Source organism: Actinopolyspora biskrensis, assembly GCF_013408175.1.
Lineage (GTDB): Bacteria > Actinomycetota > Actinomycetes > Mycobacteriales > Pseudonocardiaceae > Actinopolyspora > Actinopolyspora biskrensis.
This window is the reverse complement of sequence record NZ_JACBYW010000006.1, coordinates 236,196-261,696: the sequence shown is the minus strand read 5'-3', so window position 1 is coordinate 261,696 and position 25,501 is coordinate 236,196. Positions and strand designations below refer to the sequence as shown.

Annotated in this window: 22 protein-coding genes; 13 read left to right on the top strand and 9 right to left on the bottom strand. The window is 70.4% G+C overall.

All coding sequences use genetic code 11. From position 1 onward, the window contains the following. Window positions 1-472: 472 nt before the first annotated feature. From FHR84_RS16875 to FHR84_RS16865, 3 genes are all read right to left on the bottom strand, one after another. Window positions 473-814 carry a hypothetical protein gene (locus tag FHR84_RS16875; RefSeq protein ID WP_179536485.1) on the bottom strand — a complete coding sequence of 114 codons (342 nt, stop codon included), beginning with the start codon at window positions 812-814 and terminating at the stop codon, window positions 473-475. Beyond that, on the bottom strand, window positions 798-1,037 hold the full coding sequence (locus FHR84_RS16870; protein ID WP_179536484.1) for a DUF397 domain-containing protein: 240 nt from the start codon (window positions 1,035-1,037) through the stop codon (window positions 798-800). Before FHR84_RS16870 ends, FHR84_RS16875 begins: the two co-directional genes overlap by 17 nt. Window positions 1,038-1,234: 197 nt before the next feature. Continuing rightward, window positions 1,235-2,125 carry a helix-turn-helix domain-containing protein gene (locus tag FHR84_RS16865; protein WP_179536483.1) on the bottom strand — a complete coding sequence of 297 codons (891 nt, stop codon included), beginning with the start codon at window positions 2,123-2,125 and terminating at the stop codon, window positions 1,235-1,237. Between the two features lie 236 nt (window positions 2,126-2,361). On the opposite strand from FHR84_RS16865, the gene FHR84_RS16860 reads away from it, so the two are divergent. Next, a complete protein-coding gene (locus FHR84_RS16860; RefSeq protein ID WP_179536482.1) occupies window positions 2,362-3,201 on the top strand; it encodes an SAM-dependent methyltransferase in 840 nt (279 codons plus the stop codon). Between the two features lie 227 nt (window positions 3,202-3,428). Here FHR84_RS16860 and FHR84_RS16855 read toward each other — a convergent pair whose 3' ends face one another. After that, window positions 3,429-4,598 (bottom strand): 8-amino-7-oxononanoate synthase, encoded by a 1,170-nt coding sequence (locus tag FHR84_RS16855; RefSeq protein WP_179536481.1) that lies wholly within the window; start codon window positions 4,596-4,598, stop codon window positions 3,429-3,431. A 122-nt stretch (window positions 4,599-4,720) separates the two neighbouring features. Between FHR84_RS16855 and FHR84_RS16850 the strand changes: the two genes are divergently transcribed. The 6 genes from FHR84_RS16850 to FHR84_RS16825 all read left to right on the top strand — a co-directional run bounded on the left by FHR84_RS16850 (window position 4,721) and on the right by FHR84_RS16825 (window position 11,961). Next, on the top strand, window positions 4,721-6,034 hold the full coding sequence (locus tag FHR84_RS16850; RefSeq protein WP_179536480.1) for an adenosylmethionine--8-amino-7-oxononanoate transaminase: 1,314 nt from the start codon (window positions 4,721-4,723) through the stop codon (window positions 6,032-6,034). A 3-nt stretch (window positions 6,035-6,037) separates the two neighbouring features. Continuing rightward, window positions 6,038-6,724 carry a dethiobiotin synthase gene (gene bioD / locus FHR84_RS16845; RefSeq protein ID WP_179536479.1) on the top strand — a complete coding sequence of 229 codons (687 nt, stop codon included), beginning with the start codon at window positions 6,038-6,040 and terminating at the stop codon, window positions 6,722-6,724. A gap of 107 nt (window positions 6,725-6,831) precedes the next feature. Then, window positions 6,832-7,803, top strand: a complete 972-nt coding sequence (locus FHR84_RS16840) for an FAD-dependent oxidoreductase (protein ID WP_343075309.1) — start codon at window positions 6,832-6,834, stop codon at window positions 7,801-7,803. A 359-nt stretch (window positions 7,804-8,162) separates the two neighbouring features. After that, the gene (locus FHR84_RS16835; protein ID WP_218863018.1) at window positions 8,163-9,218 is read left to right on the top strand and encodes a thiamine ABC transporter substrate-binding protein; all 1,056 of its coding nucleotides are present in this window, start codon (window positions 8,163-8,165) and stop codon (window positions 9,216-9,218) included. A 2-nt stretch (window positions 9,219-9,220) separates the two neighbouring features. Next, window positions 9,221-10,867: an ABC transporter permease gene (locus FHR84_RS16830; protein WP_425489958.1), complete on the top strand. Its 1,647-nt coding sequence runs from the start codon at window positions 9,221-9,223 to the stop codon at window positions 10,865-10,867. Next, window positions 10,867-11,961, top strand: a complete 1,095-nt coding sequence (locus FHR84_RS16825) for an ABC transporter ATP-binding protein (RefSeq protein ID WP_179536478.1) — start codon at window positions 10,867-10,869, stop codon at window positions 11,959-11,961. Before FHR84_RS16830 ends, FHR84_RS16825 begins: the two co-directional genes overlap by 1 nt. Window positions 11,962-12,133: 172 nt before the next feature. Here FHR84_RS16825 and FHR84_RS16820 read toward each other — a convergent pair whose 3' ends face one another. From FHR84_RS16820 to FHR84_RS16800, 5 genes are all read right to left on the bottom strand, one after another. Beyond that, window positions 12,134-12,721 carry a DinB family protein gene (locus FHR84_RS16820; protein ID WP_179536477.1) on the bottom strand — a complete coding sequence of 196 codons (588 nt, stop codon included), beginning with the start codon at window positions 12,719-12,721 and terminating at the stop codon, window positions 12,134-12,136. A gap of 104 nt (window positions 12,722-12,825) precedes the next feature. Next, complete coding sequence (locus FHR84_RS16815; protein WP_179536476.1) at window positions 12,826-15,096, bottom strand: terpene synthase family protein; 2,271 nt, start codon at window positions 15,094-15,096, stop codon at window positions 12,826-12,828. Between the two features lie 146 nt (window positions 15,097-15,242). Beyond that, window positions 15,243-16,100 (bottom strand): ABC transporter permease, encoded by an 858-nt coding sequence (locus FHR84_RS16810; protein WP_179536659.1) that lies wholly within the window; start codon window positions 16,098-16,100, stop codon window positions 15,243-15,245. Between the two features lie 5 nt (window positions 16,101-16,105). Further along, window positions 16,106-17,080 (bottom strand): ABC transporter ATP-binding protein, encoded by a 975-nt coding sequence (locus FHR84_RS16805; protein WP_179536475.1) that lies wholly within the window; start codon window positions 17,078-17,080, stop codon window positions 16,106-16,108. Then, window positions 17,080-18,162 (bottom strand): LolA family protein, encoded by a 1,083-nt coding sequence (locus FHR84_RS16800; protein WP_179536474.1) that lies wholly within the window; start codon window positions 18,160-18,162, stop codon window positions 17,080-17,082. The genes FHR84_RS16805 and FHR84_RS16800 overlap by 1 nt, the downstream gene beginning before the upstream one ends. 269 nt (window positions 18,163-18,431) lie before the next feature. Between FHR84_RS16800 and FHR84_RS16795 the strand changes: the two genes are divergently transcribed. The 6 genes from FHR84_RS16795 (at window position 18,432) to FHR84_RS16770 (ending at window position 25,280) form a co-directional block, all read left to right on the top strand. After that, window positions 18,432-19,139 (top strand): response regulator transcription factor, encoded by a 708-nt coding sequence (locus tag FHR84_RS16795; protein ID WP_179536473.1) that lies wholly within the window; start codon window positions 18,432-18,434, stop codon window positions 19,137-19,139. 145 nt (window positions 19,140-19,284) lie between these two features. Continuing rightward, complete coding sequence (locus tag FHR84_RS22070) at window positions 19,285-20,112, top strand: NUDIX domain-containing protein (RefSeq protein WP_218863017.1); 828 nt, start codon at window positions 19,285-19,287, stop codon at window positions 20,110-20,112. 201 nt (window positions 20,113-20,313) lie between these two features. Then, on the top strand, window positions 20,314-20,619 hold the full coding sequence (locus FHR84_RS16785) for a YciI family protein (protein ID WP_179536472.1): 306 nt from the start codon (window positions 20,314-20,316) through the stop codon (window positions 20,617-20,619). Window positions 20,620-20,833: 214 nt separating this feature from the next. Then, window positions 20,834-20,995: a hypothetical protein gene (locus FHR84_RS16780; protein WP_179536471.1), complete on the top strand. Its 162-nt coding sequence runs from the start codon at window positions 20,834-20,836 to the stop codon at window positions 20,993-20,995. Between the two features lie 366 nt (window positions 20,996-21,361). Further along, window positions 21,362-23,266: a translational GTPase TypA gene (gene typA / locus FHR84_RS16775; RefSeq protein WP_179536470.1), complete on the top strand. Its 1,905-nt coding sequence runs from the start codon at window positions 21,362-21,364 to the stop codon at window positions 23,264-23,266. A gap of 298 nt (window positions 23,267-23,564) precedes the next feature. Further along, a complete protein-coding gene (locus FHR84_RS16770; protein ID WP_343075308.1) occupies window positions 23,565-25,280 on the top strand; it encodes an ABC transporter family substrate-binding protein in 1,716 nt (571 codons plus the stop codon). The last annotated feature ends 221 nt before the right edge of the window (window positions 25,281-25,501 follow it).

Here is a 25,501-nt window from a genome sequence, read left to right as displayed (position 1 = left end):
CGACGGACACGGTACCCGGCAGCGGGTGGGCCGGACAGGCCTTCCGTGATCGGGTGGGCCCGCCCGGAACGTTCGAGCGTGCGAGCGGAACGTTTTTCCGAGGCGGCTCCCGCCGGCGAGACTTTCCTTTCCCCTGCCGTGGGGGTGCTGAGCGGAACCTCCCGCGGTCTCGTGAGCGGGTGCCCCGACATCGGGTGGCGGTTTCCGCACGACGTCGGGGCCGTCCTCGCGAGAGCACCACGGGAGAACCCGCGGCGGCGCGAGCTGCTCGGGTGAATTCTTCGGCGCCGCCTGCGCCGAAAGCACCACGTCGGTCATCGACACGCCCGGAGGGCATCGGTAAGCGGAACCCGCGCGAACGGGGCGGTACGGACGGGCTCCGCTGTGAACGGATGCTTCCGCCAGAAAAGGGGCGCGGTTCGGAAGCTTCCGTGCCGTGCATCGGGAGGCAGTGCGCTCGTCCGCGGAGCCGTTACGAGGTCGTGCCGCTCGTGGCGACGAGCAACGATCCGGGAGTGTGGTCGTCGGGGAGATCGAGCAGTTGGTCGATCACTTCGTAAACGGTTCCGCTGGAGCGCCACCAGACCGTGCTCGGTGCGTAGATGTTCTCCTCCGAGCCGGGCATCCTGGTGGCGAACACGTGGTCCTCGGATTCCAACCGGATCACGTCGATGACGTTGTCGTGTCCGCGGAAACCGACCAGGGACTGCAGTTCTCCTTCGGAGTCCGTGGACTGGACGAATTGGAAACCACGCGCGATGAGTTGCAGCAGGCGGGTTTCGTACTCCGTTTCGGTGTCAGCGGATGAAGTCATCGAACTCACCGTCCTTGGCGCCGGCCACGAACGCCGCGATCTCGGCACGGGTGTAGACCAGGGCGGGGCCCTGCGGATCGCGCGAGTTGCGCATAGCCACCTCGTTCCCGTCCAGTGCGGCGACCTCCACACAGTTGCCGACCGCCCCGCTGTGCCTGCTCTTGCGCCACTGCGCTCCGGTGAGCCGGGCGGCCGAGGTGCTGGTGCGGGTCTCTCCGTGCATGGGGTCACTCCTCCTGTGTGTTGTGTGCATGTGCACGTGCACGGTGATCCTGCCAAGGGAGCTTTCGGGGTGGCAATGCATATGCACGTGCAGCTGCAAACGACACTCGATCGTGGGAGTTCGTTACCCCTTCGTTCTCCGGGAATTCACTTTTCGTGGTCCCGCGGCGTCACGACGAACCGCGCTGTCGGAAGTGGTCAGTCGATGCTCGCCCGCATCTTCTGCAGCAGTTGCCTGGAATCCTCCGGCGTCTCCGCGTCCACGGTCAGGCGGTCGAAAACCCTTCCGTACTTCTCGATCTCGTCCGGCTTGTCCAGATGCAGCGCCCCGGCCAGGTGCTCCACGTAGACCAGGTTCGGAAGTTCCGGCTCGGCGAACCGCAACATGCTGAACGACCCCTCCGCCGCGTAACCGCTGAGCCGGTAGGGCACGACCTGCAGAGTGATCGTGGAGCGCTTGGTCATCTCGAGCAGGTGATCGAGCTGCGCACGCATCACCCGTATCCCCCCGATGGGGCGGTGCAGCACGGACTCGTCGATCACGGCCCAGACCCGAGGGGCGTCGGGACGGTTGAGCAGCTTCTGCCGCTGCATCCGCAGCGCGACCCTGCGGTGGACGTCCTCGTCGGCCAGCTCCGGTCGGCCCCGGCTGGCTATCGCCCTGGCGTAGTCCTCGATCTGTAACAGGCCGGGAACGAACTGAAGCTCGAAGGTCTGGATCCGCGCGGCGGACTCCTCCAGCCCCACGAAGTCCTGGAACCAGTCGGGCATCAGGTCGCTGTAGCGGTTCCACCAACCGGGCTGGTTGGACTCGCGGGCCATGTCCAGGAACGGCTCCCGGTGCTGCTCGTCGACTCCGTAGCACTTCAGCAGGTCGACTATGTCGCGCTCCTTGATGCTCACCTTGGCCAGTTCGATGCGACTTATCTTCGACTCGGAGCCGCGTATGGACTCGGCGGCCTCGGCCCTGGTGATCTCGGCCGCCTCCCGCAGGCGTCGCAGCTGCGTCCCGAGCACGATCCGCCGTGCGGTCGGCTTCGGGTGCTCCTCGGGTGGCTCGTGGTGATCGCCGGAATCGACAGTGGTCATCGCCGCTCCTGTTTCCTCGGTGTAGGCACCGGTCCGCGGTGGGCCCGAGCCGTCGGGAGGGGGTTCGGCTCGAAGGTGTCCGAAAAGGCCCATCGGCGCCGTTCCCGATCCGATTCGAGTCCTGTCGTACGGTTTCGCGAGATTACCTTCCTGTGCTTGCATTTACCGCACGCGATGGTTCTTTTACGCCACGTGTCCGATTGTGGAGTACTCGCCGGCATTCACGTGAGGTTTCGATGACCGAAGTCAACCCGTTAGTAGAGAGCGCCACCCCGGTCCACATCGACACGGGTAAGGCGAGTATCGCCAGGGTCTACGATGCCTTCCTCGGTGGCAAGGACAACTACGAAGTGGACAGAGCAGTCTTCGAGGACGTCAAGCGAGTGACCCCGGAGGCTGCCGATCTGGCGTGGGACAACCGCGAGTTCCTCATCCGGGTGACCCGCTTCGTCGCCAACCAGACGGGAGTGCGCCAGTTCCTCGACTGCGGGTCCGGGCTCCCCACCGCCGAGAACACCCACCAGGTGGCCCAACGCCTCAACCCCGAGGCCAAAGTGGTCTACGTGGACAACGACCCCGTGGTGCTCGCCCACGGTCGTGCGCTGCTTGAGGAGAACGAGCAGACGCACTTCAGCCCGACCGACATCTTCGAGCCGCGCCAGGTCCTCGAGGATCCGGTGGTGAACAGGTACCTCGACTTCTCCGAGCCGGTCGCGCTCTTCCAGATCGGCACACTGCACCACCACGTCGGCGACCGCGACCCCGGCGACCTGATGCGGGAGTACGTGGACGCGCTCCCCTCCGGTTCCCTGGTGGCGCTGAGCCACTTCTACGACCCGGAGGACGGCGACTACTACAGCGGGCTGGCCCGGCGGATGGAGAAGAGCTTCACCAACAGCCCGATGGGAAGCGGGCTGTTCCGCTCCCGAGCACAGATCGAAGCCATGTTCCCCGGGCTGGAGCTGATCGAACCGGGCCTGGTGCTGTGCTGCGACTGGTGGCCCGACGGCCCGAGGCTGCGGAAGCAGCCCGAAGTCTCCAACTGCATAGTGGGTGCGGTGGGACGCAAACCCTGATGGGACGGAGAACGTCGGCTCCGGGTGGTCGGGTAGCCGTCACGCGAGTCGGCGCCTCGCTGCGTTGGGCCCGCTCTCGAGTAGCGGCCTAGGCCACGTGCCCTGCCGCCTTGCGATGCATCCGACTCACGCACGGCCGCTACCCGATGTCGGGCCGCGCCGGAGCGAGAGCCCGCGAGAGGTTCCGCCACGCAACCACCCGAGCAACCGGCACCGGGAACCCTCCATCATCCCGGTGCGGTCTCGGCGAGCGTCCGGGCCACTCGCCGAACATCGTCGTCGTCCAGGTCGGCCCGGGCCGTCAGCCTCAGTCGGGACGCCCCGTCCGGAACGGAGGGAGGACGGAAGCACCCCACGCGCACCCCGTGCTCCAGGCAGGAACGCGCCCAGGTGACGGCGGTACGCGGCGCGCCGACGGGAACGCCGAGCACGGCCGCGCCGGGGGAACCGGCCGGGACGCCGCGTTCGGCCAGCGCCCCGTGCAGCCCGTGGGCCACCTCCTGAACCCGCTGCGCGCGCCGCGGTTCCTCCCGCAGCAGGCGCACCCCGGCGAGCGCGGCCGCGGCCGCGGGAGGGGCGAGCCCCGTGTCGAACACGAAAGTGCGGGCCGCCTGCGCGATGTGGTCGACCACGCGCCGCGGTCCCAGCACCGCGCCGCCCTGCGCGCCCAGCGCCTTGGACAGGGTCACGGCGGCCAGGGCGTCGTGGGGAGCCCCGAGTCCGAAGGCGGAGAACGCCCCGGCGCCTCCGCCGAGCACACCGAGGCCGTGCGCGTCGTCGACGAGCAGCCCGGCCCCGTGCTCGCGGCAGACCGCGAGCAGGCCGTCGAGGTCGGCGGTGTCCCCGTCCACGGAGAACACCGACTCGCTCAGCACCACGTGGGGAGGGGAGCTCTCCGCCAGGGCGTTCCGGACCGCTTCCGGATCTGCGTGGGGCACCACCCGCACCCGTGCCCTGGACAGCCTGCATCCGTCGATCAGCGAGGCGTGGTTGCCGCTGTCCGAGACGATCGTGGAGTCCGCTCCGGTCAGCGTCGTCACCAGAGCCAGGTTCGCGGTGTATCCGGAGGAGAACACCAGCGCCGCCTCGGTGCCGTACAAATCGGCCAGTTCGGCTTCCAGGGTCGTGTGCAACTCGGTCGTTCCGGTGACGAGCCTGGACCCGGTGGAACCGGTGCCCCAGCGACGTGCGGCCGCGGCGGCGGCCTCCGTGACCGTGGGATGCCGGGCGAAGCCCAGGTAGTCGTTGCTCGCCAGGTCCAGCACGTCCTCCGCGGAACGGCGTGGCTCGACGACTCTGTGCAGCCCGTTGTCCCGCCGGTGCCGCGCGTGCCGATCGACCCAGTCGAAAACCGCCTCACCCGCGGAACAGCCGTTCGCGGAACCACTAGCCGTCATGAGTCCATGCTGTTCGGACCGGGGCGGATTCCGACAGTGTTCGGAACGGACAAGCGAAGCGGGCCCGTTTTGTCCGTGGCACGAATGGGAACCGGGGCCCGGAACCGGGCAGGGTCCGGGGCGTGCTGTCGCTCGATGCTCCGCTGAACGCGGAGGAACTGACCGAACTGGACCGTCGTCGTGTCTGGCACCCCTACACCACGTCTCCCACCGGGAGCCGGCAGCTGCTGGTCGAATCGGCCGCGGGGGTCCGGCTGCGGTTGGCCAGGCCGGTGAACGGGGTGGAGGAACTCGTCGACGGGATGTCCTCCTGGTGGGCGGCCGTCCACGGTTACGCGCACCCCGAACTGGACGCGGCCGCCCACGCGCAGGTGGACAGGATGAGCCACGTGATGTTCGGCGGGCTCACCAACGAGAGCGCGGTACGGCTGGCCGCGACACTGGCCGAGATAACCCCCGGAGCGCTGAACCACGTCTTCCTCGCCGACTCGGGGTCGGTGTCGGTGGAGGTCGCGCTCAAGATGTGCCTGCAGTACTGGCGCGGGCTCGGTCGTCCGGAGAAGCGGCGGCTGCTGACCTGGCGCGGCGGCTACCACGGGGACACGTGGCATCCGATGTCGGTGTGCGACCCGGAAGGCGGCATGCACCACCTCTGGAGCGGGGTGCTGAACGAGCAGGTCTTCGCCGAAGCGCCCCCGGTGGGGTTCGGCGCGGACGTGGACGAGTCCTACCTGGAGCGTTTCGAACGGCTGCTGTGGCGACACGCGGAGGAACTCGCCGCGGTGGTCGTCGAACCGGTGGTGCAGGGCGCGGGTGGGATGCGCTTCCACGCGCCCGAGTACCTCCGCCGGTTGCGCGAACTCGCCGACCGTTACGACGTGCTGCTCGTCTTCGACGAGATAGCCACGGGTTTCGGGCGCACCGGCGAGCTGTTCGCCGCCGGGCACGCGGGGGTGGCCCCGGACGTCATGTGCCTGGGCAAGGCCCTCACCGGCGGATACCTGACGATGGCCGCGACCGTGTGCGGGGAGCGGGTGGCCGAGGGGATCGCGGGCGGAGACGTGCCGGTGCTCGCGCACGGCCCCACGTTCATGGGCAACCCGCTGGCCGCGGCCGTGGCCAACGCGTCGCTGCGGGTGCTGTTCCGGGACGACTGGAGGGCGAAGGTCCACGGGATAGCGGCCGGACTGGAGACCGGGCTGGCGCCGGCCCGGGAAATCGCCGGAGTGCGGGACGTTCGGGTGCTCGGCGCCATCGGGGTGATCCAGCTCGACCACGAGGTGGACGTCGCCGCCGCGAGCGCGGCGGCGATCGAACGAGGCGTCTGGCTGCGCCCCTTCCGGGACCTGATCTACACGATGCCGCCGTACGTGATCGACGCCGAGGACCTCGGCAGGGTGACGGACGCGGCCGTGGCCGCGGCACGGGTCGGTTGAACGATGTCCCCGACTCCGCTGTTCGTCACGGGAACCGGAACCGACGTGGGTAAGACGGTGGTCACGGCAGCTGTCGCCGCGCTGGCCCGCGGCCCGGTGGCCGTGGTCAAACCCGCGCAGACGGGGACCAGGGGAGGGGGTGACTGCGCCGAGGTCCTGCGGCTGGCCGGTGACGTGGACGTGTTCGAACTCGCGCGGTACCCGGATCCGCTCGCCCCCGCGACTGCGGCGCGCCTCGCGGGCGAGCCACCCGTCACCCCGGAGAGGATCGTTCGCGAGCTCGCCGAGCTCCCGGCCGGTTACGGCACGGTCCTGGTCGAGGGGGCGGGAGGAGTGCTGGTGCCCTACGACGACCGGGGCGGCACGCTGCTCGACGTGGCCGAGCGACTGGCCGGGGCGGTGCTCGTGGTCTGCCCGTCCGGGCTCGGCACGCTGAACTCCACGGCGCTGACCGTCCGGGAAGTGCTGCGTCGCGGGCTGCGGTGCCTCGGCACCGTGTTCGGGAGCTGGCCACACGAGCCGGGCACGGCCGAGAGGTGCAATCTCGTGGACCTGCCCCGGATCACCGGGGTTCCGCTGCTGGGGGCGCTCGAGGAGGAGGCCTCCGGCCACGACCGGGAGAGCTTCGGCGACAGGGCGCGTTGCTGGCTGGCCCCCGAGCTCGGCGGGACGTGGCGGGCGCCGGGATGAGCCCGACCGGGGAGCCCGACGGGTGGACCGTGGCGACTCTCCACCTTTCCGGCTAAATCCGGCGAAAGGGGTGCGTCGCCACGCCCGGGGTTGGTACCGTCCTCCCGGTGAATGAGCGCTCACGTTCCGTGCTGGTCATCGGTGCCGGTGTCCAGGGATTGAGCACCGCGACGGTCCTCGCCGAGGCGGGGCACCGGGTCCGCGTCAGAACCAGCGAACACCCCTCCGGGACGACCTCGGCCGTCGCCGGAGCGGTGTGGGGCCCGACCTCGCTGTGGCCGGTCGAGCGCGCCAGACGCTGGGCGGAACGTACCTACGGTGTCTTCCTCGAACTCGCGACCGACCCGGCCACCGGTGTGCACTCGGCGTCGGGGATCGTGGCCGGCAGAACGGAGTTCCCCGAATCCCCACCGGGTGCGCTGGGACTGCTCGACGGGGTCCGACCGTGCGGAGCGGGGGAACTACCGCCCGGGTTCGCGGTGGGGCTGCGGGCCACGCTTCCGCTGGTGGACATGCCGCGCTACATGGAGTACCTGAGCGACCGGTTCCTGAACGCGGGCGGGGAACTGGTGCACAGCACGGTGCAGAGCCTGTCCGAGGCGGCCGCGGAGAGCTCGCTGGTGGTCAACTGCGCCGGTGTCGGGGCGCGCGAACTGGTCGGCGACCCCGGGGTGCGTCCGGTGTCCGGGCAGCACGTGATCGTGGAGAACCCGGGACTCGAGGAGTTCTTCGTCGAACTCAGCGACGTCGGGGAGTGGACGAGCTACATGCCGCACGGGCAGCGACTCGTGCTGGGAGGCACCGCGGTCGAGCACGACTGGGACCGCACCCCCGATCCGCAGGTGACGGAGGGGATCCTCCGGCGTTGCGGGGCCATACAGCCCGTGCTGCACGAAGCGCGGGTCCGGGAGGAGCTCGTCGGGCTGCGCCCGCGGAGCGACTCGGTGCGGCTGCACACCGAGCACTACGAGGGAGCCCGCATCGTGCACGACTACGGTCACGGGGGCAGCGGGGTCATGGTTTCCTGGGGTTGTGCGTACGAGGCGGCCGGACTGTTGCTGGCCGACCTCGACGACTGACGTGTTCCCGCGTGGCTTGCTCGGGTGGAGCCCGGCGGTGTCGGTGGGCGGGGCGGTGTTTCTGCGCTGCCCGTGCCGAAGCAAAACCGGTCCAACAACTGGCAATTCGGCGGGAGGCCTCCGCGCGCCGGTGAACCGCGCGATGCCGACAGGGGTGTCCGCATGGTGACCGCCCGGACAGGCTCTCGTGCCCGCGAGCGGGTCGAGTAGACTGCCCGCCGCCACGGGAGTCCAGTGCGCTGGGCTGAGAGGAGGGCACGGGGTCCTCGACCGTCCACCTGAACCGGACAATGCCGGCGCAGGGAGGCGTGCGATCAGCTCGGTGTCGCACTGCTCGTGGTGTGTCTTCGGGAGGACCATTGAAACGACACACCGCACGCCGGATGCGTGCCGCGGTGGCGACCGCCGCCGTGCTGCTGGTCGCGGGTTGTTCGCTGATCGGCACCGACGGCGGTTCGGAGGGCGAGACCGTCACCCTGGTGACCCACGACTCGTTCGCGATCAGCGACGAGGCGCGGCGGCACTTCGAACGCGAGTCCGGCTACGAACTGCGCGTCAACAAGATGGGCGACGCCGGAGCGCTGACCAACGAACTCGTGCTCACCAAGGACGCCCCCGTCGGGGACGTGGCCTTCGGAGTGGACTCCACGTTCTACTCCCGCGCGCTCGACTTCGACGTCTTCGAGCCCTACCGCCCGCAGGGCTCCGGCTCCATCCCGGTCAAGTACGCGGTCGTCGACCCGAGACTCACCCCGGTGGACGCGGGCGACGTGTGCGTCAACATCGACAAGAGCTGGTTCGCGCAGCACGACGTTCCGGAGCCGGAGAACCTGGCCGATCTGACGGAACCGCGCTACCGCGGGCTGTTCGCCGTTCCCAGCCCGGCCACCTCCTCGCCGGGGATGGCGTTCCTGCTGAACACGATCGACGGTTTCGGCAGGCAGGAGGGCTGGAAGAACTACTGGCGCCAGCTGATGTCCAACGACGTCCGGATCTCCTCGGGGTGGCAGGAGGCCTACAACCAGGACTTCTCCGGTTCCGCGGGCAACGGGCAGCGCCCCATCGTGCTCTCCTACGCCTCCTCCCCGGCCGCGGAGGTGGGTGAGGACGGCGAGTCCCGCACCCGCGCCCTGCTGGACACCTGCTACCGCCAGGTCGAGTACGCCGGGGTGCTCACGGGAGCCGAGCACCCGAAGCGTGCCAGGGAGCTGATGGATTTCCTGCTGTCGTGGAAGTTCCAGTCCCAGGTTTCCGAGCAGATGTACGTCTACCCGACCGTGCTGGGAGTCGATCTCCCGGAGAACTGGCAGGACGTGGCGCCGTTGCCGCCGGAGCCCGCCGAGATGAACCCGGAGGTCGTGGAGCAGAACCGTGAGCAGTGGGTGAGTCAGTGGCGTGAGCTGACTCGGAGCTGATCGTGTTCCGGACACGGCGCTCCGGCCGCACCGGAGCCGTCACCACCCCCGGAAAGCCCGCCGGATCCGCGGCCCGCCGTCCGCTCCTGTTCGTCGGAGCCGTCGCGGTGCTCGGCTTCCTCGGTGTTTTCTTCGCCTGGCCGGTGCTGGCCATCCTGCACCGCGGGCTGCGCCCGGAAACGGCGCTGGTGCTGGTCGACCACGGGACGTGGCGGATCGTCGCCTTCACCCTCGGACAGGCCGCGGCCTCCACCGCGTTGGCCCTGGCGGCGGGGATGCCGCTGGCCTACCTGCTCGCCAGGGTGCGGATCCCGGGCAAGGTGCTGCTTCGCGCGGTGATCACGGTTCCGTTCGTGCTGCCCACGCTGGTGGTGGGCATGGCCTTTCGCGCGCTGCTCGGCACCGCGGAACCGAGCGTGTCGGCGATCGTGCTGGCCAACGCGTTCTTCAACGTCGCCGTGGTCGCCCGCACCGTCGGTGGGCTGTGGGCCCAGCTGGACCGGCGGGCCGAGGACGCGGCCCGCAGCCTCGGTGCGGGGCCGCTGCGGACCTTCGGCACCGTCACCCTGCCCGCGCTGCGCCCGGCCCTGTGGTCGGCGACCGCCGTGGTCTTCCTGTTCTGCTCCACGAGCTTCGGGGTGGTGCTGGTGCTCGGCGCGGGCAGGTACCGGACCCTGGAGACGGAGATCTACCTGCGCACCGTTCGGATGCTGGACCTGTCCGGTGCGGCCGCGCTGTCGCTGCTGCAGCTCGCCGCGGTGCTGGCGGCCCTGGCCGTCGCGGCCCTGGCCAGACGGCGCCGCGAGTCCGCCGGAGGGGTGCGTGCCGCGGAGAGGCCGGCGCGAAACCCGCGGGGTGCCGAGTGGCTGGTCGTCGCGGCCGGTGGTGCGGTGCTGGCCGCGCTGCTGGTGCCGATCGGGGCGCTGCTGGTCCGCTCGGTGAGTTCGCGGAGCGGGTGGAGTCTCGCCGGCTACCGCGCCCTCTCCGGAACCGGGGACGGTGCGCTGGGCGTCTCCGGGTGGCAGGCGGCGCTGAACTCGCTGCGTACGGCGACCGACGCCACCTGGATGGCCTTGTCGCTGGGAGTGCTCGCCTGTCTGGTGCTGATCTCGCTGCGGAAGCGCTGGACCGCCGAGCTGATGGACACCGCTCTGATGCTTCCGCTCGGGGTGTCGGCCGTGACGGTCGGGTTCGGCTATCTGATCACGCTGCAGCTGCTCCCCGGGGATCTGCGCACCTCGCCGCTGCTGGTGCCGTTCGCGCAGGCGCTGGTGGTGACCCCGCTCGTCGTGCGCACGGTGCTGCCCGTCCTGCGCTCGGTGGACGAGCGGCTGCGGGAGGCGGCGGCGACCCTGGGGGCCGGGCCGTGGCGGGTCCGCCGTGAGGTGGACCTGCCGTTGGCGGGCAGAGCGATCTGCACCGCAGCGGGATTCGGGTTCGTCGTCGCGCTGGGGGAGTTCGGGGCCACCGGGTTCCTGGCCCGTCCGGAGGCGCCGACGCTGCCCGTGGCCATCAGCGAGCTCATCAGCCGCCCCGGCGAGCTCAACACGCAGATGGCCTACGCGTCCTGCGCGCTGCTCATGCTCGTTACCGCGGGCGCGGTGCTGGTGATCGAAAGCCTCCGCACGGATTCGGTCGGGGAGTTCTGATGCGCGCCTTCGAGGTCGACGACGTGGCGGTTCCCGGTGTGCGGCAGCGGGACGAGGGGCTGCGCCTGGAGAACGTGACGGTCCGGTACGGAAGCACGACGGCGCTGTCCGGGATCGATCTCTCCGCGCCCGGCGGCGAGGTACTGGCCGTGCTCGGTCCCTCCGGGGGAGGGAAGTCGACCCTGCTGCGCACAGTGGCCGGCCTGGAGGGCGCCTCGCGGGGAGCGGTTCGTTTCGGCGGGGAGGACCTATCCGGGGTGCCGGTGCACCGCCGTGGTTTCGGGATGGTCTTCCAGGACGGGCAGCTGTTCGGGCACCGCGACGTCGCGGGCAACGTCGAGTTCGGACTGCGGATGCGTTCGGTCGGCAGGCGCGAACGGAGCCGGGAGGTGGCACGGCTGCTGGAGCTGGTCGGACTGGCCGGGTACCAGCGGCGAAGGGTGAGCGAACTGTCCGGAGGGCAGGCGCAGCGCGTCGCGCTCGCCCGCGCTCTCGCGGCCCGGCCGCGGCTGCTGCTGCTCGACGAACCGCTTTCGGGGCTGGACCGGATGCTGCGCGAACGGCTCGCGGTCGATCTCGCGGAGCTGCTGGCCGACAGCGCCACCACCGCCGTGGTCGTGACCCACGACCTCGACGAGGCGTTCACCCTGGCGGACCGGGTGGCTGTGCTGTCCGAGGGGCGCGTGTTGCAGGAGGAACGTCCGCGCAGGTTGTGGACGCGGCCCGCGGACGAGGAAGTGGCCGGGTTCCTCGGGTGCACGACGTTTCTGCGCGGGCGGATCGAGGACGGGGTCGCCTCGTGCCCGCTCGGATCGGTTCCGTGCCCGGGGGAGCACGCGGGCGAGGTGCTGCTGGGGCTGCGCGCCACCGGGGTGCGTGCCCACCGGTCGGGGACGGAGCGGCATCCGGGCCGCCGGGGAGAAGTGGTGCGGCGGTTGCACCGCCACGATCACGTGCGGTTGACCGTGGCGGTTCCGGAGCTCGCCGGTGCGGAGCTGCTGGAGGCGGTGGTGGCCGACACCGATGTCCCCGATCCGGGCGAGGACGTCGCGTTGGCCCTCGACCCGGCAGGAGTGGCCCTGCTCGGACGTTAGGAAGGTCGGTGGCTCGTTCTGCGCAGGTGGTTGCTCGGCGGAAAGCGGCGGTGCCGCCTGCTCGGGTGGTCGGCGGCGAGGTGCTGAGGAGAGGCCCGATCCCAGCCCCCGTTCTCACCAGAACGGGGGCTCGGTGGGTGGGGCGCAATTTTGCCTATAACTGGGAGGGCCGTCACGTGCCGCTGCGGGTGGGCGCGTCCTCCGTGGTCGCGGCGGGCGCGCTCGCCGCGAACTCGCTCATCAGCGAGTGCGCGAGCCTTCCGTCCAGCGATTCGCGGATGATGTCGGCGTGTCCCGCGTGACGTGCGGTTTCCTCGATCAGGTGCAGCAGCACCCAGCGGGTCGAGAACGGTTCGATGTCGGTGCGATCACGCATCTCGGGGGGCAGCGGCAGCGGGGCGTCGAGATCGCTCACCTCGGCCACGGTGCGCTCCGTCTCCGCGGGCACGGCCGAGTAGGCCTCCAGGTAGCCGGACAGTGACTCGTGCGCCTCGACCCGGAACTCCTCCTCCAGATCCGTAATGGGCCACAGCCCGGGAAGCTCGCGCTGACCGATCTGGACGACGACCCAGCGCCGCTCGGTGCGCACGGCGTGCTTGAGCAGGGTCGCCATGTTCAGCGTGCTGGTCGTGGTGCGTTGCCGGGCCTGCTGCTCGTCCAGCCCGTGGGCGGCGGCTCGCAGCGCGTCGCGCTGCTGTTCCAGGAAGGTCAGCAAACCGTCGCGGTCGTCGGTGACCTGTCGTGCCAGCAACGGTGACATGGGTGATCTCCTCACGGTCGGCGGGTGCGCGGTCCCGCTCCGGAACCGCACACCCGATGTTGGCACCGACCCCCGACACTCACGGGGGCGCGCGAAAACGTCGATCAGACGCCGCTGAGATCGCTCCGGCCGGACCGCTCACCCAGCCGCTCGGCGATCGCGGCCGCCGAGGTGCCCAGTCCGGTCGGTCGCTCGGCGAAACCGCGAACCGCCCCGGTGCCGCTGAGCCGGCGCAGCTCGGCCTCCTCGTAGCGCACGCACCTGCGGTGCCACTCCAGGATTCCGGACATCCAGTTCCGCAGCTCCAGCACGTGACCGTCGAGCTGCTCCCGCGCTGCCCCGTCGAGCTCGAACCGCTCGTAGAGCTCGGGCATCTCGTTGGCCACGAGGTGCTCGAACTGCCTCATCCGCGCGTTCGCCAGGTCGACGACGACATCGAGCGCCCTGTCCTGGCCGAGGTCGAGGAAGTTCCGCACCACGAGGACCATGTTGTGCAGCTCGCCCTCGAACTCGATCTCCTTGCGGTAGGAGTACAGGTCGTTGAGGAAGCAGGCGTAGTCCTGCGCGGAGGTCTCCAGCTCCCGCAACGTGCGCGTCCGGTGCAGCTCGGGCGGTACCGCTTCGCCCTGGGACAGCCTGGACAGGCTCATGGTCATGTCCGAGCCGAAGGTCCTGCGGCGCATCTCGACGTAGTCCACCGGATCGGGGATGCGGTTGGCCGCCTGGTTGTCCAGTTCCCACAGCCAGCTGGAGGTCATCTCCCGCACCGCGGTGCGGAAGCGACTCCTGGCCTGCCGGGTCATCGGCCGCGCGGTGCGCTGCCACAGGTCGGCCAGGCCCCGTTCGACCGGGTTGGTGGGTTCCGGGGTCCCGCCCGCGTCCAGCGGCATGAACGCGGCCAGCCTGTCGTCGAGGTGCTTCGCGGCGGCCAGGTTGCGGGTGGTGCCGAAGACGAGCGGGTAGTAGTCGTCGCCGTAGGTCCCCCAGGTCAGCCAGTCCGAGGAGAGCCTGAGCTGTTCGAGGTCGGCGTCGGGGTGGATCATGGACGCGCAGTGCGGCAGGTCCAGGTTGACGAACCGCTGCTCGTCCCAGACACCCCCCGCCTCGACGCCGGGCACCGAGTCGAGCATCCCCATCCGGCGGGCCCAGCCGACCGCTTGGGAACGCGCCGCGTCGATGTGCGGGCTGGTGCGGAAGGAGAAGGGCATCCGGAGATCCGGGTGCGGCAGCGGCCCCACCCGTTCGAAGGGGCGCTGCGAGTGCTGCCGGACCCGGTGGCGCGCTCCGATGGCGATCGTCGAAGTCGGAACCGCGGCTGCCGAGGTGCCCAGCCCGTTCGGCCCCGCGAGCACGTGGGGCTGCCGTGCCGTCGTGAACTCCTCGTTGGTGTAGCGACTGGACCGCGCGTGCCACTCGTGCCCGCCTGCCTGCCAGTCCTGGAGTCCCTTGACGTAGGCGGTGACCCCGAAGTGCTCGTCCGCGAGCACCCCTTCGTCGGCGAACAACCCGGGAACATCGTGCAGCGCTGTCTTCTCGAACTGCTGCAGGCGGGAGGTGAGCAGGTCGTTGACGAGTTCGACGGCCCGCTGGGTGGAGCAGTCGAGGAAGCGTTCGAACACCAGCACGGCGTTGGAGTTCTCGCCCTCCTCGGTGACCTCGCGCTCGTAGGAGAACAGGTCGTTGCGCAGGTGGACCGCGTCCGAGAACGTGTCCGAGAGGACCTGCACGGGCCGGGTCCCGGCGAACCTCTCCGGGAGCTCGGCCGCGACGGCGCATTCGACGAGGTTGGCCGACCACGGCGCGCCCCCCACTCTGCGGCGCATCTGCACGTACTCGATCGGGTTGGCGATCCTGCCCCGCTCGATGTTGTCGAGCTCCCACATCGACTCGACCATCAGGTTGTGCGTGCTCGTGGTGAAGCGCCGGCGCCAGTTCCGGGACATGGTGGGGGCGGTGCGCTGCCAGAGGTCGTGCAGCCCCGCCTCGGCGGCGTTCTCCGGTTCCGGGGGCTGCAGGCCCGGTTCCGGCATGAACAGTTCCAGCCGGTCGAGGTACCGCTGCGCGCCGCGCGGATCGCGCGAGTACTTGAACCGCTCGAGGAAGTGGTCGTCGAAGAAGAAGACCCAGACGTACCAGTCGGTGATCAGGTCCAGCATCGGGCCGTCGCAGTCCGGATGGGTGTAAGCGCACATCAGCGCGTAGTCCATCTCGTCGAGGGCGCTTCGGTCCCAGACGAGTCCCCCTCCCGGCTTGGGGGTGTCCAACATGCCCATTTCGGCCGCCCACGCGGCGCTGTGCTCGCGGGAGCGCTCCAGGTGCGGATTCAGTCGGGCCGGGTGGGGGAGGTAGAAGTCCGGGTAGGTGAAAGCGACCATCGGTCCGCCTACTCTGCTCGGCTGTGGCGTGTCCTTCCGGGAGATTGGCAACCGGAGGCAGGCGGCTGATACGTCCATCCGGGCGTCGCCTCTGCACGAACGGGTGATCTTGAGCCCCGTTCGGGGAGGGGCCGCCGAGGGCGGTGTCAGGTGTCCTTGGTGGCCATCAGCGCCGTCGCCGCCGACATCCCGACGAGGACGTAGCACCCGGCACGCCACAGGCCCGTCAGCAGGTCCTCGGAGCGGATCGGATCGCTGAGCACATCGCCGATGGAGTACCAGTCCGCGGTGAGGAACACGGGTTTCAGCCACTCCAGCGCCGGTAGGGCCTCCAGCACGCCGAACACGATCAACCCGCCCACCGCGACGGCCATGACCACCAGCGGGTGATCCGTCATCGCGGAGACGGCCAGCGCCACCGCACCCACGGCGGCCATCTGCACCGCGCACCACCCCGCGGCCAGGGCGACCCTTCCGAGGGCGGGCCCGAGCGACAGGGTCGTGCCGGACAGGGTGACGAACCCGTCGCCGCCCACGACCACCAGGCCGGTCAACGCGCCGCTGAGCGCGATCAGCCCCACCGCCAGCACGACCACGGTCAGCACCCCGACCGCCTTCACCGCGACGAGCCGCACCCGCCCCACCGGGGCCAGCAGCAGGCCGCGCAGCGTGCCGCTGGCCGACTCGCCCGCCAGCGCGTCGGCGGCGACCATGGCCGTGACCAGCGGGAGCAGCAGGTTCTGCGTCATCATCAGGCTGAAGACGGGCAGTACCAGGCCGTTGCCCGCCATCGCCGACAGCAGCCGGGGACCGGAGCCTGCCGCGGGAGTCCCCGTCAGGGCGATCACGGTCCCGATGAGCACGGGCAGCGCGGTCAGACCGAGCAGCGCGAGCAGATTGCGCGGCCTGCGCAGCACCCAGCCCAGCTCCGCGCGGATCACGCGTCCGAGCGGAGCGGACTCGCGTCGTCTCGTTCCGGACGGCAACTCCACCCGCGACGTCATCCCGTTCAACTTTCTTCCTCGGTGAGTCGGGCGAAGATCTCCTCCAGCCCCGCGCGCTCCCTGCGGGCCTCGTACACGTCCACCCCGGCCCGCACCAGCCCGGCTATCACTTCGGGAGCGTCCCTGTCGGACAGTTCGACGCGCAGCGCACCGTTCTCCGCCCGAGCCGGTACCCCGCTGTCGCGGAGTGCCTCCAGACCCGCCTCGCGGTCCGCGACGGAGACCAGCAGGTGCGGGCCCCCGGACTCCAGCAGCGAGTTCAGCTCGCCCTGGGCGATGAGCGAACCGTGCTGCAACACGGCGGCGTGCGTGCAGGTGGCCTCCACTTCGGACAGCAGGTGCGAGGAGACGAGGACCGTGGTCCCGCCCGCGTGCAGCTCCGCCACGATCCTGCGGATCTCCCGGGTACCCGCCGGATCAAGACCGTTGGTCGGTTCGTCGAGCACCACGAGCTCGCGCGGGACCAGCAGCGCGGCGGCCAGCCCCAACCGCTGTTTCATGCCGAGCGAGTAGGAGCGGTACTTGCGGTCGGCCGCCTCGGCCAGCCCGACCCTTTCCAGGGCCTGTCCCACGGCGGTGCCCGTGTCGGCCCCGAAGAGGGCGGGCTCCATCGCCGCACAGCGCGCGAGATTGCGTCTGCCGGACAGGAACGGATGGAACCCCGGCCCCTCGACCAGCGCTCCCACCAGCGGAAGCGCCCGGCCCGTGTGCTCGGGGATCCGGTGACCGAGCAGTTCCACGGAACCGGAGGAGGGCTCGGTCAACCCGAGCAGCATCCTGATGGTGGTCGTCTTGCCCGAACCGTTGGGGCCGAGCACGCCCAGCACCGCACCCCGGGGAACGGACAGGTCCACATCGGAGACCGCCACGGTTCGGCCGTACGTCTTGCGCAGGGAACTGGTGCGCAGCGCCGGTTCCCGCTCCGGCCCGGAGGCGGGAGCGCTCGCCCCCGCCTCGGCCGTGCCGGTGGAGCCGCTCATCAGGCTTCCTTCAGCGCCTCGATCAGCACCTGCCTGGGCACGGCTCCGGTCACGACCCGTCCGTCCGAGGTGATCACGGCCGATCCGACCGAGGTGTCGACGGCCCACCCGTGACCCCAGGAACCGTTGACCGGGTCCCCGGACCGCTCGAGCACGGCGCGAAGGTTCCTCTCGCTCTTCCCGCCACGGCTGTCCTCCTGAGCACCGCGCACGGCCTCCGCGGGAATCCGGGCCGTCACGACCGTGTCCCAGCCCTCGCCCGTCGTTCGGGGCTCGGGGCCTTCCGCGTCCTGCTGCGCGCGGCCGTGCCGTTCCGCGTCGCCGTGCGGATCCTCGGTGCGGACCCGCGCGTCGTCGGGCGGAGTGAACCGGAACAGCCCGGGGTCCTGGGAGCCGAAGTCGATCCGCGAGAAGCCCGCGCGCAGCGCGGGCTCCGCGGAACCGTTCGCCTCGACCTCGACCCGCAGCGGGATCCGGTGCTCGGCGTCCACGGCGATCCGGACCTCGCGCAGCTTGGTGCGTTCACCCGGTTTCGGGGTCAGCACGAGCTCGTAGGCGTCCCGGCCGGCGACGCTCGTCGTCCCGTCCACGGTGACCGAGCTGCTGTCCCGCAGCTTGCCCACGATGTGCCGGGAGAGCTCGGCCGGGTCCGCTCCGCTGCCCTCGGCCTCGGCCCGCTGCCGGACATCGGGGTGCTCGACGACGGTCCGCTCGGAGGAGTCCCACTTCCACACGGTGTCGCCGTCGTCCACGACGGTGATCTCACCGTTGTCCTTCTGGACGGACATCCGGTGAGCCCGCTGCCCGTCGGACCACACTCGCAGCGACTGCTCTCCCGCGGACAGGAACTCCCCGGAATCCCCCGTTCCGGGCAGAGCGGGGAGCCCGAGGTCGTTGTCGACCGTGACCGTGCCCGCCATCGCCGGGGCCTCGGCGTCCAGCACGGAGGAGACCAGCCCCTCGGGCGTGGTCCGGGGCAGGTTCGGGTCCTGGGCCCCGGCGGGTAAGGCCAGCGAGGTCAGCCCGAGAGCCCCGGCCGCTATCCCGGCCGAGGCCGTCAGCGCGATGTTCTTGCGTCTCATGCGGATCCCTTCCGGTCGAATCCGTGGTGCCGTCGCTTCTCAGCCCGCACCCGATCCGCCGAGATATCACTGAGGGACTGTCCGGCGAACCGGTTCGGTCGGGGTTCGGGACCGATGGTCGATAACTCGTAGCGGAACTCTGCGTAGCTGGTCGGGTAGCCGTCACGTGGCTCGGCGTCTCGGCAGGTTGCAGGGTACCGCGAACAGCCGTCGAGCGTCCCCCTCCGGTCGCGGGACGAGTCCGCTGCGTTGATCGCGGGTTCGGGGGCATGCTGACGGCCGTGGACGAGGACGATAGCCCGGTGCGGGTGCTGGTTGTCGACGACGAGGCGGGAGTCCGCTCCGCCCTGCGTCGTGGGTTGGCCGCCGAGGGAATGGAGGTCACCGCTTGTGCTGAGGGAGCCGAAGCCCTGCGGCTCGGCTCGACCGGAGCTTTCGACGTGATCCTGCTGGACGCGCTGCTCCCCGGGGAATCCGGTTACCGGGTGCTCGAGCGGCTGCGTGAACGCGGGACGACCACCCCGGTGCTGATGGTCGCGTCCGGGGAGGACGATCTCGACCGGGCCGACGGGTCCGCCCCGGAAGCCGACGGCTACGTGGTGAGACCGTTCTCCGTCGTGGCGCTGGCCGGGCGGGTGCGGGCGCTGGTGCGCGGGAGCGGCACTCCCGGGGAAGGGGACGTTCTGCGGGTGGGCGCGCTGGAGATCGACCGTGCGGGCCGCAAGGTCCGCTGGGCGGGCGAACCGATCGCGCTCTCCCCGCGGGAGTACAAGCTGCTGCTGGCCCTGGCCGGTCGGCCCGGGACGGTGCTTGCCGAGGAGGACCTGCTGCGTGAGGTCTGGGGTGCGGATCAGGACGTGACCAGCGACGTGGTGGAGGTCTACATCGGTTACCTGCGGCGCAAGCTGGACGCGGTCGGAGCCGGGGAGCTGGTCCGGACGGTGGAGGGGCGCGGTTATCGGGTGGGCGAGGCGTGAGACCTCACAACAGCGCTTCGCTTCGCGTGCCCGGCCGGGTGCGCGCCGCACGTGAGCGGGGACCTCGGAAGCGCTGCGGGGCGCGTCCTCAACGGTTCGGGGGGCGCGGCGAGGAGGCTCGGCGGGAGGTGCACGATGCACTTTCGTGCTGGTTCGTACCCTCTCGATCGATGCCCCTGTTCGCACCGTGGCCGCCGCGGCGCGGCACACCTGCACGGTGCTGACCGGTTTCGCCGCTCTTCGTCCGAGTCCTGCTCCGCCCGTGGGGGAGCTGCTGGTCCCCGGGGACGGGCTGGTCCTGGGCCCCGGCGGGGCACGGGACTCGACGCGTGGTTCGTTCGCGGTGCTCAGGGCGGACGAGCGCGGCGTGCTGTTGGCTCGCCCGGACGGCGATCGGTGCCCACCCGCGGAGTTCGAGGTCACGTTGACCGAGAGCGCCGCGGGCACGTCGGTGACCGTCACCGCGCGTCCGGCGGGGGAACTCGGGGGTGCTGAGCTCGCCCGCTTGGAGGAGGTGCTGGACGGTTACCCGGTGGCCGTGCGGGAGATCACGGCGGAGTGGTGCGCCAGGCCGGTCGTGGTGGCCGCGGCGATCGTGGACGAGGGGCGGCTGCTCGCCCAGCAGCGGCGTCGTCCGGCTCGGCACGCGGGCGGGTGGGAACTTCCCGGCGGAAGGGTGGAGGCGGGCGAGACCGAGGAGGAGGCGGTGGTGCGTGAGTGCCGCGAGGAACTGGCCGTGGACGTCCGGGTGCTGCGTGGTTTCGGAACCGATGTTCCCGTCGCCGCCGACCGGGGGATGTTGCTGCGCGGTTACCTGGCCCGCTTGCGGGACCGGTCGTCCACGCCCCGTCCGGTGGAGCACCGGGCCGTGCGCTGGGTCGGGGCCGATCGGTTGCACGAGCTGGAGTGGTTGGAGACCGATCGCTCGCTGGTCGATTCGATGCGTTCCGCCCTGGGGGAGACGTCGCGGTGACGCGCGGGGACCGAGCGGGCGCGGCGGGAGCGCCGAGTCCTGCCGGCGGGTTCGGGCGCTCGGGCCGGGGAGCGCCCGTTCCGGGGAAGGATCATGATTATTTTTCGGATTTGTCGGAAAAGGCGGAAAAAACTGGCCGAACAGTGTGTCGTCGTACCTTTTTGGTCGTCAACGTCGCCTCTTCGGACATATCATTGAGGAATGTACGTTGTTCTGGTTCATTACACCGCGCCGCTGGCCGAGGTGGACGCATTGTTGGCCGATCATTCCGAGTGGTTGGCCCATCATCAGGATTCGGGCGAGTTCATCGCCGCGGGCAGGCGCCACCCGCGGACCGGTGGGGTGATCATCGCGCGTTCGATGTCGCGTGGGCAGCTGGACGCGATTCTGGCCACCGACCCGTTCGTGGTGCACAAGGTCGCAAAGCAGGAGGTGATCGAGTTCCAGGCGCTGCGCACCATCCCGGAGCTGGCCGACTACGCGGATCACCTGACTCCGGCTGAGTGACGGTCGGGCCGTCCCGGTGCACGGCTTCGCCGTGGGTGCCGACGCCGTGTTCCGGGGCGGCCCGGGAGCCGTTTTCGTGAAACGGTTCGCGGGGACGGAGGCCGGTGGGCGTTCAGCCCGCCGGAGGGTGTTCGAACGCGTCCGTTTTTCCTTTTTCGCCCCTCGGTGTCCTGTCTCGGTCGATCTCATCCGAGTGAAAATGAAGCTCACTCGAATGGATGACGATTCAGTGTCGTTGCTCACCGGGGGGACGGCGCGCGCCGGGCGGTTTCTCGCGGAAACGATCATCCCGGTGGTGGTCGGCCGACCGGGAGCCGACGCGGCCCCGCGGGATCCCGTTCCGGAACGGGAATACCGGTTCGCTCCTCCGCGTTGAGCCCGATGTGTCGTTCCGGCTCGGTTGCCGGTGCTCCGGCCGTCGAGCGGTTCGCGGAACGGTGTCCGCACGGTCACCCACCGAACACGTCCGTGTTCCACGTTTTCGTGGCCCCGCCCGGATGAAGAGGCCCGCACGCCGGGCCGACCGCGACGGTGGTGAGCCACACGATCCCCGGAACGGGTTCGTGCACTACGCTGGTGGGGGATATCCGGCCGTCGGAGATGGGCACGTCAGGCGTGCCGAACAGACACCAGATTTCCGCGGCGGCCGCGGCCCACGGGTTCCGTGCTCATGTGAACCGCAGGGGCCGCTCCTCGAACGACGCCGTTTTCAACCGACCCGTACGAAGCCAGGAGTTCCTGCGTGTCCGCCACCAGTGTCGCCAGCCCGAACCAGCGCACCCGTACCGATTTGCGCAACCTCGCGCTCGTCGCGCACGTCGACCACGGCAAGACCACCCTGGTGGATGCCATGCTCCGGCAGTCCGGCGCGTTCTCCGAGCGCACCGAGCCCGTCGATCGCGTGATGGACTCCAACGACCTGGAGCGCGAGAAGGGCATCACGATCCTGTCCAAGAACACCGCCATCCAGCGCATGACCGAGGACGGTCCGGTGACGATCAACGTCGTCGACACCCCCGGTCACGCCGATTTCGGCGGTGAGGTCGAACGCGGCCTGTCCATGGTCGACGGCGTGATGCTGCTGGTCGACGCCAGCGAGGGGCCGCTGCCCCAGACCCGGTTCGTGCTGCGCAAGACGCTTGCCGCCGAGCTGCCGGTGATCCTGGTGGTGAACAAGGTCGACCGCCCCGACTCCAGGGTCGCCGAGGTCGTGGAGGAGACCCACGAGCTCCTGCTCGAACTGGCCGCCGAGGTGGGGGCCGACGAGTCGGTGCTCGACATCCCGGTCATCTACACGGCGGCCCGTGCCGGGCGCGCCGACCTGACCGCCCCCGAAGCGGGTGAGGTTCCCGAGAAGGACCTGACCCCGCTGTTCGACACCCTGCTCGAACACGTGCCCGCCCCGGAAGGGGACTCCCAGGCCCCCCTGCGCGCGCTGGTCACCAACCTCGACGCCTCCTCGTTCCTGGGCCGCATCGGGCTCTGCCGGATTCACGCCGGGGAGCTGCGCAAGGGCCAGACCGTGGGACTGTGCCGCGAGGACGGCAGCGTGGAGAAGGTGCGCCTGAGCGAGCTGATGGTCACCGAGAACCTCGACCGGGTCAACGCCGAGTACGCCTCGGCAGGCGACCTGGTGGCGGTCGCCGGGATCCCGGACATCAACATCGGGGACACGATCGCCGATCCGGAGAACCCCGAGCCGCTCCCGCGCATCACCGTCGACGCCCCCGCGATCTCGCTGACCGTCGGAACCAACACCTCGCCCATGGCGGGGCGCAACGGTGGGACCAAGGTCACCGCGCGGCTGGTCAAGAACAGGCTCGACGCCGAGCTCATCGGCAACGTCAGCCTGCGCGTCGTGGAGACCGAGCGCCCGGACACCTGGGAGGTCCAGGGAAGGGGCGAGCTGGCGCTCGCCGTTCTCGTGGAGACCATGCGCCGGGAGGGCTTCGAGCTCACCGTGGGCAAACCGGAAGTGGTCACCAAGACCATCGACGGCAAGGTGTGCGAGCCGTTCGAGAGGTTGTCGCTGGACGTCCCGGAGGACAACCTCGGCGCCGTCACCCAGTTGCTGGCTACTCGCAAGGGCCGGATGGAGACCATGGACGGCCACGGGACCGGCCGGATCAAGATGGAGTACGTGATCCCGGCACGCGGCCTGATCGGCTTCCGCACCGACTTCCTCACCGAGACGAGGGGGGCGGGCATCGCCAACCACGTCTTCGAGCACTACGCGCCCTGGGCCGGTGAGATCCGCACCCGCAACAACGGGTCCATGGTCGCCGACCGCGCGGGGCCGGTGACCGCCTACGCGCTGATGCAGCTCTCCGACAGGGGAACCTTCTTCGTCGAACCGGGCAACGAGGTATACGAGGGCATGGTCGTCGGCGAACACCCGCGCAGCGAGGACCTCGACCTCAACGTCGCCAAGGAGAAGAAGCTGACCAACATGCGTTCGGCGGGTTCGGAGGAGCTCGAGCGGCTGGCCCCTCCGCGCAGGCTCGGCCTGGAGGAAGCGCTCGAGTTCTGCTCCACCGACGAGTGCGTCGAGGTCGGGCCGCAGGCACTGCGGGTGCGCAAGACGACCTTGGACGGCTCCCAGCGCAGCAGGGAGCGTGCCCGCGCCAAGTCGCGGGACCAGGGCTGACCGCTCGTTTCCGGCGGCGGGCTTCGGCGGCTCGTCCCATCCGGCTCGGATGGGACGGGCCGCCGTTCTTCTGCCACCGGAACGTCCGCGCGACGAGCTCGGCCCGTCGGGCCGGGTGGCGCGGTTCCGGACAGCGGTACCGGCTGGTCCGCGCCGGAGGACGCCGGTATGGGATGGTCGTGGAGATTCGCGGCCGTTCCCGGCCGCCGCTCCGCCCCCGCCGGTGTGGTCTTCCGGCCGGATCCGCAACGGAGGTTCGACCAGCGTGTACCGAAGTCGGCGCCGTCCGCTTCCCGTCGTGGCACTGCTGTTGGTGCCGTTGAGCGTGCTCGTCGGGTGCACGAACGCGCCACCACCACCGCTGGTGGAGAGCACCTCGTCCACGCCGAGCTCCGAACCGCCGACGGAACCGGCGCAGCCCAAGGTGGTCGTCGCCGGGATCGACGAGCTCAGCGGTGGTTTCAACCCGCACGCCCTGGCGGATCAGTCCCCGGTCACCGACGCGTTGTCCGAGCTCATGCTGCCCTCCGCGTTCGTTCCGGGGTCCGACGGCAAGCAGGTGCTCAACGACACCCTGCTGAAGTCGGCCGAGGTCGTCACCGACACCGACGAGTTCACGGTGCGCTACCGGATTCGCACCGGGGCCGGGTGGTCGGACGGCGCTCCGATCGCTGCCGAGGACTTCGTGTACCTCTGGGAGCAGATGCGGGACCGCTCCGGGGTGATCAACCCGGTGGGCTACCGCATGATCTCCGACGTGGAGTCGAGGCAGGGCGGCAAGACGGTGCTGGTCACCTTCGACCAGCCCTACCCGGGGTGGAAGTCGTTGTTCGACCACCTGCTGCCCGCCCACCTGCTCAAGGACGCCCCCGGTGGTTGGTCGGACACCCTCGACAAGGGGTACCCGGCCTCGGGAGGCCCCTTCGCGATACGCCGGTTCGACCTCGACCGAGGGGAGGTCGTGCTGATGCGCAACGAGCGGTTCTGGGGGGAACCGGCGAAGTCGGACCGCATCGTGCTGCGGGCGGCCGACCGTTCCGCGAATCTGAACGCCCTGCGCAGCGGGAAGGTGCAGATGGGCATGTTCACCGCCGACGCGAGCACCATGGACGCGCTGCGCGGTCTGGGTGACGAGGTCCACCTGACCACGCTGCCCCGCCCCGTCACGAGCACCCTGTTCCTGCGGCGCAGCAGTCCCCAGCTCGGGGACGTCCGGGTCCGGCGTGCCGTGCTGGCCGCGTTGGACAGGAACGCGTTGGTGCGCACGGGGACCGGTGGTGGTCCCGCGGAGCAGCTGCGTGCCCACGCGCAGGTCCTGGCCCCCTCGCAGCCCGGGTACTCCCCGACGGAGCCCGCGGGCGAGTTCCCCGGCTCGCCGGAGCCACAGCGGGTCACCCGGCTGCTCGAGGAAGCGGGGTACCAGCACACCGGCGGTGCCTGGGTGCGTGATGGTGCTCCGTTGAACCTCGTGATCGCGGCCCAGTTCGAGGACGAGTCCTACGAGGCCGTGGCCAACGCCATGGCCGATCAGCTCGCCGCGCAGGACATCCAGGCCACCGTCATCACCCCGGAGGGCGACGAGCTCTACCGCACGATGCTGCCCGCGAATCCCGAGACGCAGGACCCCCCGGACTCGGCCGGAGTCGATCTCGCCGTGGCTCCGCGCCCGGTGAGCTCGGACCCCGCGTCCACCATGGCCGCCCAGTGGGGGTGCCCCAGGGTGGATCCGGGGACGGGACGAACGGCCGCGTTCAACATGACCGGCTTCTGCGACCGGCTGGTGCAGCCGACCGTCGAGGCCGCCACCACGGGCGAGACCTCCTTCGAGCGGGCCTCCGAACGGGTCGAGCCCGTGCTGTGGTCCAGCGCCGTCGCGCTGCCGCTCTACCAGGAGGCACAGGTACTGGCCGTGCGACGCGAGGTCAGCGGTGTGGAGGACGGTCCGGGGTTCGCGGGCCCGTTCAGCTCAGCCGGTGACTGGGTCGGCACTCCGGGGGAGAACTACGACTGGTGAGCGCGGCTGAGGCCGGTACCTCGCAACGCCGCAGGGCGCCGACTCGCGCGCCGGTAACCGGCCCCACCCGGGCGAGCCGCCCCCTCGCCCTCCGGGCGCCCGGAGAGGTATGGCGCTTTCCCGGCTCGTGGTGCACCGTTGTCCGGAGTGGAAGGGCCGTGGGGTCGGCGACGTTGCCGTGCTCGAAAGGGCGTCGAACGACCGCGGGCGAACGAACACAC

Excerpts from the sequence above, each read along its gene's own strand:
- FHR84_RS16865 (WP_179536483.1), bottom strand. The coding sequence starts at position 2,125 with ATGACCACTGTCGATTCCGGCGATCACCACGAGCCACCCGAGGAGCAC.
- FHR84_RS16875 (WP_179536485.1), bottom strand. The coding sequence starts at position 814 with ATGACTTCATCCGCTGACACCGAAACGGAGTACGAAACCCGCCTGCTG.
- FHR84_RS16810 (WP_179536659.1), bottom strand. The coding sequence starts at position 16,100 with ATGACGTCGCGGGTGGAGTTGCCGTCCGGAACGAGACGACGCGAGTCC.
- FHR84_RS16820 (WP_179536477.1), bottom strand. The coding sequence starts at position 12,721 with ATGTCACCGTTGCTGGCACGACAGGTCACCGACGACCGCGACGGTTTG.
- FHR84_RS16780 (WP_179536471.1), top strand. The coding sequence starts at position 20,834 with ATGGATGACGATTCAGTGTCGTTGCTCACCGGGGGGACGGCGCGCGCC.
- FHR84_RS16825 (WP_179536478.1), top strand. The coding sequence starts at position 10,867 with ATGCGCGCCTTCGAGGTCGACGACGTGGCGGTTCCCGGTGTGCGGCAG.
- FHR84_RS16800 (WP_179536474.1), bottom strand. The coding sequence starts at position 18,162 with ATGAGACGCAAGAACATCGCGCTGACGGCCTCGGCCGGGATAGCGGCC.
- FHR84_RS16815 (WP_179536476.1), bottom strand. The coding sequence starts at position 15,096 with ATGGTCGCTTTCACCTACCCGGACTTCTACCTCCCCCACCCGGCCCGA.
- bioD (WP_179536479.1), top strand. The coding sequence starts at position 6,038 with ATGTCCCCGACTCCGCTGTTCGTCACGGGAACCGGAACCGACGTGGGT.
- FHR84_RS16805 (WP_179536475.1), bottom strand. The coding sequence starts at position 17,080 with ATGAGCGGCTCCACCGGCACGGCCGAGGCGGGGGCGAGCGCTCCCGCC.
- FHR84_RS16795 (WP_179536473.1), top strand. The coding sequence starts at position 18,432 with ATGCTGACGGCCGTGGACGAGGACGATAGCCCGGTGCGGGTGCTGGTT.
- FHR84_RS16860 (WP_179536482.1), top strand. The coding sequence starts at position 2,362 with ATGACCGAAGTCAACCCGTTAGTAGAGAGCGCCACCCCGGTCCACATC.
- FHR84_RS16870 (WP_179536484.1), bottom strand. The coding sequence starts at position 1,037 with ATGCACGGAGAGACCCGCACCAGCACCTCGGCCGCCCGGCTCACCGGA.
- FHR84_RS16785 (WP_179536472.1), top strand. The coding sequence starts at position 20,314 with ATGTACGTTGTTCTGGTTCATTACACCGCGCCGCTGGCCGAGGTGGAC.
- FHR84_RS16855 (WP_179536481.1), bottom strand. The coding sequence starts at position 4,598 with ATGACGGCTAGTGGTTCCGCGAACGGCTGTTCCGCGGGTGAGGCGGTT.